Origin of the sequence: Peribacillus simplex, assembly GCF_001542915.1 — a bacterium.
GTDB classification, from domain to species: Bacteria; Bacillota; Bacilli; order Bacillales; family DSM-1321; genus Peribacillus; species Peribacillus simplex_B.
In genome coordinates this window covers 141818-150925 of sequence record NZ_LNNH01000023.1, presented here as the reverse complement: position 1 = coordinate 150925, position 9108 = coordinate 141818, and the positions used below count along the sequence as shown (strand labels likewise).

Annotated in this window: 3 protein-coding genes; 2 read left to right on the top strand and 1 reads right to left on the bottom strand. The window is 42.8% G+C overall.

The features are described 5' to 3' along the window. The first annotated feature begins 251 nt into the window (after positions 1-251). Positions 252-4208 carry a hypothetical protein gene (locus AS888_RS12710; protein WP_061142512.1) on the top strand — a complete coding sequence of 1319 codons (3957 nt, stop codon included), beginning with the start codon at positions 252-254 and terminating at the stop codon, positions 4206-4208. A gap of 308 nt (positions 4209-4516) precedes the next feature. Here AS888_RS12710 and AS888_RS12705 read toward each other — a convergent pair whose 3' ends face one another. Continuing rightward, positions 4517-5434 carry a glycine-rich domain-containing protein gene (locus tag AS888_RS12705; protein WP_061142511.1) on the bottom strand — a complete coding sequence of 306 codons (918 nt, stop codon included), beginning with the start codon at positions 5432-5434 and terminating at the stop codon, positions 4517-4519. A gap of 428 nt (positions 5435-5862) precedes the next feature. Here AS888_RS12705 and AS888_RS12700 point away from each other — a divergent pair, with 428 nt between their 5' ends. Then, on the top strand, positions 5863-9102 hold the full coding sequence (locus AS888_RS12700; RefSeq protein WP_061142510.1) for a family 43 glycosylhydrolase: 3240 nt from the start codon (positions 5863-5865) through the stop codon (positions 9100-9102). Positions 9103-9108: the final 6 nt, after the last annotated feature.

Below are 9108 nucleotides of genomic sequence, written 5' to 3'. Positions count from 1 at the left end.
GGAAAGCGAGTGCCTGGAGTGGAAATCAACGTCTAAATTGTACAGGCCATAAAAATAGACAAACTCGATTTTCATCGAGTTTGTCTACAGTCTGAAAGGATGACTTCTAGTGGAGTCATCCTTTTTTTTTATCTGTTCGTTTTAACTGGTATCATCCTGAATATTTAAAAAATGGAAAAAGTTTGTTATTATCGTAAGGAGCATATACATAGGATGATTAAAGGTCTTAGTGAAGGAGGGGGAATCTTGGAATGAATGATTCTTCTAGCGAAGAGATGACATTGGAAAAAAGGAAGCGCATTTTCCAGGAAGAGCTGGATGCTTTGTGGGAAAGGCGGCTCATTCCTAAATCAGAATATATCCGGATTGGCAGGGCTTACGACAGATATTACCAGCTGGCACTTTATAAACAAAAACAGTTCAAGCAGGAGCGTGAACAATCGCTGGTAGGAACAGAAAAGATATTGGATGCTGATCCGATCGAGGAAGTTCAGGAAAGCCTGCCGGAAGAAAAGGCTTCATCGGAATTAAATGAAGCCGTTGGATCGTCCGAATCATTATTGCACGAAGAGAAGCACGAGGCGGTGCAAATGAGTTCCGCTTCCGAAGATGGCCTGAAACGGGAGAATACTCCAGACATAAAGCTGGAAAGCGAGTTTGTTAAACCGATAAAACCGAAAAAAACTAGTGAACAAATCAGGGAGCGGAATATTTCGATCGTCCTGCTCACAGGGGTGATATTGCTTCTTTTAGGCGGAATGATATTGGCAACTTCGTCATGGGGAGATTTAAATGCGCTCCTGAAAGTTTTCTTCATCGGAATGGTAGCCGTCATTTTTGCGGGAATGGCCTTCATTGCTTCAAAGCTGAAAATTGAACAGACGGCTTTTGCATTCCTGACGCTGGCGAGTCTATTCATTCCGATTACCATTTTATCAGCTTCATATTATCGAATCTTTGGAGAGTACCTTTCCCTTCATGGCGGGGGAGCTGGATTGCTCGGGTTTCTTGGCGGGTTACTCTGTTTGGCGGTATATGTTAAGATTGCGGATTATTTTAAATCGAAAATATTCATTTTCATTTCCCTATTTACCTTTGGGATTACCTGCTACTTCGGTGTAGCTTTTGTAACGCCCACCCTTGACTGGATGTTTTTGGCGATTGGCATTTTTAATTTCATTCTATTATTGAATGTCGGAAGATTAAATGATGAAGAATATTTAACGTTATTCAAACCCTATATATTTCAATTCATTCAGTTTAAGGTCATTGTGGAAGCATTCGTGATTTTGACGTTATTCGCAAGCAGCCTTACATATTCGTTAGCGTTGATTGTCTTTTCCGCAACGTTTTTCTTACTTGCCATCCAATTTCAAAAGAAATATCATGAAATGGCTTTTAGCGCTTTATTCACATACGGATATATCCACTTTATTTTTAACTCATTTTTAAGTGAATACAAGTTGATTGCACTGGCACTTGTACCACTCATTTTTACCGTTTTGGCGAAATATCTGGATAAAGGGGAGCTGACAAAGCTTTCAAGAACCTTCATGTTCACCAGCCTGATTGAAAGTGCAATAGTTTTCTTGTATCTAAACGCGATGGCCTACCAGGAAAATTATGCGCAACTGTTCATCGCGCTCATGATCGTTGCAGCACAGCTTGCCTATGTATCCCTTCGATCGAGGGAGTCACGCTTCACCTATCCTACTGTCGTGGTATTCAATTTTGCTTGTGTATATCTTTTCTATGCCTTACCTATCTCTTTTTCTACCGTTTTAAATCTGGTTTTTGCCCTTCAGGTCATGCTATATCTCGGACTTTATTTATATAATCATCATCCAAGGTACAGTCTGTTCAAAAGGAGCATCGTGCATATCACTTCCATGATCATGCTAGTGGCACTTACGATTAAATTCAGCGAAATGGATTGGCTTGCCGTCAGCCTATTCTTGGCCGCGATAGCTGGACTTTTTTTCATCACATATATAAAAGACGATACCAAGCATATGAAGGAAAATGCCATTTACGGATTTCCAAGCACACTCATCCTGGCTTTCGTTTCTTTCTATCCATATTTGCTGGAAAGTGGCGCTTGGGTCCGGACAAATATCCCGGTGAGCCTCTATTTAATGACGGTCTCACTTATTTGCATCGCTTGCGCTTACGCGTTCAAAAAGAGATTCCGTGAATTCTTCCCTGTTTTTTACTATAGCGGCCAGTTTCTTTCCTTCCTTGCCTTTCTGTGGATTCCTTTCGATGCGCTGCAGCCATTGGAGGTAAGCGGAGTGATTGCCCTGGCTGTTGCAATAAATAGTTGGTCGGTCCGAATACATCGGCAACATATATTCTGGGTGCCTGTCGTGCTTACAGGTGCTGGCTTATATGCATCACTTTACGATGTGTTTGATTTTAATTCTGTGGCGATGAAGGTTGCATTCGTATTGTTCGGCCCGTTTATCTTTTTGCTGATAGGGGAGGTGTTAGGGAAATATTCGAAAAATGGGAGACTGTACTTCGTTTACGTGAGCCATCTGGTCAACTTAGTTGCGATTCCCGTTGGCTATTTTCTCATCACCCAAACGGAAAGCATGCCAATCCTCTTTGTTACTCAGCTATTGGTGTATCTTTTGAGTGCTTTGCTCGCACAAGGGAAGTTGGAAAAATACGTGTATACGTATCTAGGTTTTTCCGTCCTTTTCCTACAGGTTCATTTATTTTTGAAGAATGTGGAGCAATTGGTGTTCATCGCATCAATATCCATGATGATAACCGTTGCGGTCATAACGATTCTGTGGGCTGCATCCAATGAAGGCTGGAAAAAAATCATCGGGTATTACCTTATTCCGTTCGTTCTTTTGACAATGGGCCTATCCATTTTGGAAACCGCACTCCGCGATTTTCCGCCTGCCTGGGAAGCGGGCTGGGTTGGTCTGCTGACTGTACAATTCTTGCTTGGCTGGTATCTGCTCATGAAAGGGAATTGGCACAATTATGTTGTGATTCCTCTAAGCCTGGCCTTTATCTTCTATAATATGTATGTACACACATTGTCCCTTGTTATGACGCTCATCTTCCTGCTGGTATGTACGGCTGTGATGGTGCTTGCCAGCATCCGCCATTTCAAAGGCTTGGTCGAACAAGATGGAGAGAGTGGCTGGATTGATTATTATCGGATCTATGGCTTGTTATATCTATGTGCCATGAATCTTGAAGTTTTCAGGAGAGTACAAGGGTTTGAGGAATTGGGGATCTTTGTTTCCCTCCTTCTGCCAGGCTATGTCATCCTGATGGGACGGTTCACAAGGGATAAAAGAGAAAGGTTCATCCATTTTTGGCTGACGGGCATTCTTGGTTTGTATCCATATTGGTCCATCATCCAATATGCGGGTTCGTTACAGCCCTTTGTTGGGATAACCGTCCTTTTTGCTTGTACGGCTTTCATGGTGATACTTAGCCGGAAGTATTTCAAGAGCTTGCTGAATAAAGACGGAGCAGGATTTCAATTGGATTTTTATCGGATCTATGGCCTGTTATTCCTCCTTGCCATGAATGTGGATGTTTTGACGGGGGAACGGGAACGGTTCATTTTGGAAATCATGGCAGCCATTCTAATTCCGATTTATTTCATCCTGATAAGAAGCATGACGACTGGAATCATGGAAAGGAACGTTCTTTTGGCTGCAGCGATATTGTCCAGCCTTTATCCGTATTGGGTCATCATCAACCAATTCACGATACCTGCCGTCCTTGAAGAAGAGGCAGATATTTTGCCGCTCTTCATCATCAGTACCATCCTGCTGAGGAAAATTTTCGTTAAAGGCAAAACCACACAATATATCGAGAGTGCGATTGTCTTACTCTTATTTTTAGACTTGATTCTGGATGCGATGGCGAGCAACACTTTATATGATGCGCTCATTATCGGAACGGTATCATTGGCAGCGATGCTGATTGGCTTCATGATGAAATACAAATCGTATTTCATTGCCGGAACGGGCACCATTTTATTCAATATTTATAGCAATACTACTTCGATGTGGAGCGAGATGCCATGGTGGTTGTATTTAATCATTGGCGGAGTCCTCCTTATCGGAATAGCCTCCTTCTTCGAATGGAAAAAGCAAAAAGACAACCGGACATCGAAGGAAGTGCTTGAAAAAAATAAACAAAGAATCAAGAATTGGTTCAACCGCTGGAATTAATGAAGAAAAGTGGCAAAACAAAAAGGCTTTGGTATTCCAAGCCTTTTTGTTTTGGACAATATTTTGGATGTTTTGTACTTTGTCCGTTCCTTTCCACTGCAGGCAATAAACTTTCCAGAGGACGTCCGTGAGCCTTCTCGGCGTGTGCATTCGTGGGGTGTTTCACTTGGTCTATCATTCTAAGCAAGATGCCAAACGCGCTTCTCATCTTCTTCCGTTTTGTTCATCTTTTGCCAATCATAAATCTCCACTTCCCACTGATCTAAATTCGCTTGCAACACATTAATTAAAAATGGACCTTTTTGAGCTTAAGACGAGCAGGAGCTGCATGAGGAGCAGCTGGAAGATGAATCGGAATGGCTGTCATGGCTGCCACCATGGTCCCAACTGTGACCGGAGTGAGCGGAGGAAGTTTCCGAATTCCCGAAAATGTCTTTAAAATCGTGATCGAAATCATCCGTACTGGCATACGTGAAATAGGCAGGAGCGGCGTAGTCCGTCTGATTGTAGATTTTCCGCCCATTCCTTTCTGTCAGGGGGCGATTCACTTTGAATTGGGAGGTGAAATGTTCAAAGGTCATTTCCGCTTGTTTACTTGTCGGTTTTCGCATATATTTCGCTTTTAGTTGCTCGAGCTCCATCGTTTCAAAATCGCGAAGAAACGACTGCCCTTTATCGTGTTTGAAGAACTTGCCCCATGTTGAAATCGAAATGGAATCCACCGTAAACAGCTGTACATAGAAAAAATCAAAAAGAGTCCGTTCCTCTGGCTTGAAAACGGGCTGAAAGTGGGGGTGATGCAAAATGCCCATGCCGATGAAAGCTTGGCAAAACTGATCATACTCTTGTTTATGGTCCAGCATGATATGCCAAAGCTTATCGATGTCCGAATTAAACATTTCAACCTTACCAAATACGGCGGCCATAATCAAAAAGCGCTTCAGTTCACGCCATGCTTGGTTGACCTTTTCCTGCGGATCCCGGGGATGCTTCAGTCTGTATTCGGTATTGACCAGCTCCATATAGGCAACATCCAGTGCCTTGTTAAGCCTTTCCTGTAATGCATCGGCCACTATTTCGGATGTGTCTACATCCAAAGTTCGCTTATGGAACTGCCGGAACTCTTTTTGATAGCGTGCCAATTTTGCTGGTCGACTTTGCCGTTTTACGAAATTGACCAGAAGCACAGCAAAAATTGCCGCAAGGATGACATAAAAAAAGGTCATTTTGTCCACTCCTCTAAAATCCATGGATAGATTGCTTTAACATTATCTTACATCGTATTGGAAGGGTTTGTAAGATAGTACTGTAAATTATTATCGCGATGATGAATGGCAATATCCGTATATTTCCTGTTTGTTCATGACGTTCGATAAGAAAAGGAGGTAAAACTGAAAATTACAAAAATGAATGTTTTATTATAAATACAATTTTTTTTATTATTTGTATGATGGAGAAAGTCAGATATCTTAACGGGATATATCGGGTAAAAAGACGGGGGGGATTAAATAGGACGGGTAAGTGCTTGTTTTGCGGGATTACTTTTGTCAAAAACGGAAATGAAGGACATGGAGAGCCTCGGATTCATAGAAATCAAGGCTGCCAACATCCATTTTGGCGGATGAAAATGAAGGGGAGAATAGGGGGGAGCATTATGAAAAGGGTATTAGGAATACTCTTGGCAGTCATCCTTTTTGCAGGCACCAATAACATAGCTATGGATGTTCGTGCTGCAGATCCAACCATTGATGGTCACGGATTGCTGGGTGAATTTTTTAAAGTCGAAAAAAATCCTGATGATCGAAATGATATCAGTGTATTCAAGTTCGATGATAAACGAGGGGAAAGGCCAGTCGCAAACTTAAATGGTGATTCGTTCATCGACATTTTTAATGAGTTTTCAGGAACACCAGATTTCAATACTGCCCGGTTTACAGGTACCATCGTACCGCAATATACCGAGGACTATACCTTCTCTATGGAAGGTGATGATGGTTTCAGGCTGTGGGTCAACGGAAAATTGATTATCGACTTTTGGAAGCAGGAATGGGATAAAGAACAAGTCAGTACGCCAATATCCTTGGAAGCAGGGAAACATTATGATATCAAGGTGGAGTATTTACAAGGCTGGGGCGGTTCCTGGCTTCGTATGAAGTGGGAAAGTGCAAGTCAGGTGAAGGAAGTCATTCCAGAATCTGCACTGTTCATGCCAATAGGGAAAGTCATTGCAACGAAAAAAGGTGAGCTGACTGCAGAAATTCAAAAGGTGGATTACTTGTTGGGTAATTTTTCCGACGAAGTGAACGAAAGCAGGTTAACCAGTCTGCTGGATACTAAAAAAAAGGCAAAGGAGCTGCTTGACACCATAGATGATCAAGGGGTCAGCGATCGGGATAAGGCAGGATTACTGATGGAGGAAACTAAGGCCGTATCGGTTGCCCGTTCTGATTTCATGAAAGATATGGGCGTCACAAGCTCTTCCGTTTCAGACAAATTCAACAACCCATTATATCAAGGACAGGACCCGTTCGTAACGTATAAGGATGGATTTTATTACTTTGTATCATCGAGTAACTTGGACTCTAACAATAAAGTGTATGTATCGAAATCACGTACCCTGACTGATCAAGGGGAAAAGGTGATGGTCTTCGATTCCCAGGGAACACAAACACGCATTTTTGCCCCTGAAATCTTCTTTTTTGATGGCAAATGGTATATATATTATTGTGCCGACCTGAAAGAATATGATTACCAGCATATGGGGACGGTTTTGGAATCGGTCACGGATGATCCACAAGGAGAGTATGTCGATAAGGGTGCTTTATATCTAGGTGAGAATGGAAAGTATAAACAAGCAAATGACTTAACGGTGTTCGACTATAATGGCCAGCTATATGCTGTATGGGGCACCTTGGGTTCCGGTGAACCAATCGGGCCGGCCATCGTGCCAATGGATAATCCGTATACGATTACGGCAGATCGCTCCTTTTTACCGGGTGGCGGCGGCGAAGGTCCTCGTGTATTGCAAAAGGATGGAAAAGTATTTATTACCATGTCGGAAGGCAACTTTGCCGGAAATGATTATCGTTTATCTTATTTCACGAATACAGATGGGGATATCTTAAACCCGGATTCCTGGACACGGACGAATGATGTTTTCGTTTCCACCAGTGATGTATCGGGCCCTGGCCGGGCAGCCTTCGTGAAGTCCGCAGATGGTTTGGAAGATTGGATGATCTATCATTCACGCGTATATAAAGATACTGGAGTTAACGGATGGCGCCAAGTGAATATTAAGAAATTCAATTGGAATGAAGATGGAACACCGAATTTTGGCCAACCTGTTTCTCCATTCGAGTGGCAAAAGCTTCCCTCCGGTGATTTAGGGCGAGGAGCCATGTATCAAGCGGAGGATGGGATTCACTATGGTGATATTAAAAAAGAAAATAGCCAGGCCAATTATCAAGGAACAGGTTATATCAACTTGCCGAAAAAAGCGGGTGCTGAAGCAAGTTTCGTTGTAAACGCAGAAGAAGCCGGTGATTATATCGTTGGCGTGAGATATGCCTATGGCATACAGGTGGATGGGGAATCGACAGATAGACCGAGGACGCAATTGCCTGCAAGAGCAAAGGTCAACGTATATGTAAATGGTATCCAAGTTAAAACCATTACACCAGATAAAACGGCAATCAGCTGGGAGGAATGGTTTACAGGTTCGGAACGTCTAAGTTTAAAGGCGGGTAAAAACGTAATCAGTTACCGGATCGATAATGGCAGCATCGGCAATGTGAATATGGATAATTTATCGATGTATAAGGCGGATGTGCCAAATCCGGTCGTCCCGACGGTGCCTGTGACAAGTGTGACTGTGGAACCGGAGAAAACCGTGAATGTAGGAGAAACCTATCAATTCCATGCTGCGGTAAAGCCAGCGAATCATACAAGTACAATCAAATGGAACTCCAGTGATACAGATGTTGCAGTGGTGAATTCGATAGGGATGGTAACTGGGAAAGCAGTAGGGAAAGCTACCATTAAAGCAATCATTGATGATCAGGAAGTTTCGAGCGTAGTAACTGTACAAAAACCTTCGGCTGCAACTTCATTGGAAATCATCGGGAAGGACGGAGCAAAAAAAATAGCCGTAAAAGGAGGAACACTTCAATTATCAGCAAAAATTCTGCCGGATGATGCGACGGATAAGTCAGTAATTTGGTCGGTCGAAAAAGGGAAAGAAGTCGCTAGTGTATCCAAAACAGGGCTTATAACGGCCAAGGAAAAGGGGACTGTGGTCGTAAAAGCCACATTGGCGGGTAACCCACAAATAACGGATACGTATAAGGTGAAGGTTGTCGGGTTAGACTCAATCACCCTGGAGGCAAATAAGGGAAAACTGTACCGGGACAAGATGGCAGACTTAAAGATCAGCGGGAGATATAGCGATGGGAAAGCGGCTGATTTGAGCGAAGCCACTATCAAGTACGTGAGCAGCAACAAGAAAATCATATCGATAAGGAAGGGAGTCATCACTGCCCAAGATCCCGGAAAGGCGATCCTCTATGTCAAGGTTAGCTTGAATGGGTATACCGTTAACTCGAACGCTTTGAAGATAGTGGTGAAAACGAGCATCGAATCCATTGAAAAACTTGTTGATGGGTATGCAGATGATGGTTCAATCGATAATCGATTGGCAGGCCAATTAAGCAAGCATCTAGATCAAGCCAAAAAAGAACACGATAGGGGACATGACGAGCAAGCAGTCAAGAATATGAAAAATTTCCTGAAACAACTGAACAAAAAGGAAAATGATAAGCATATTGATGATGATGTGAAGGAGAACCTGAATGCAGATGCCAATGCACTGCTGGAATCGTGGATAAACGAGAAATAGGCCGGG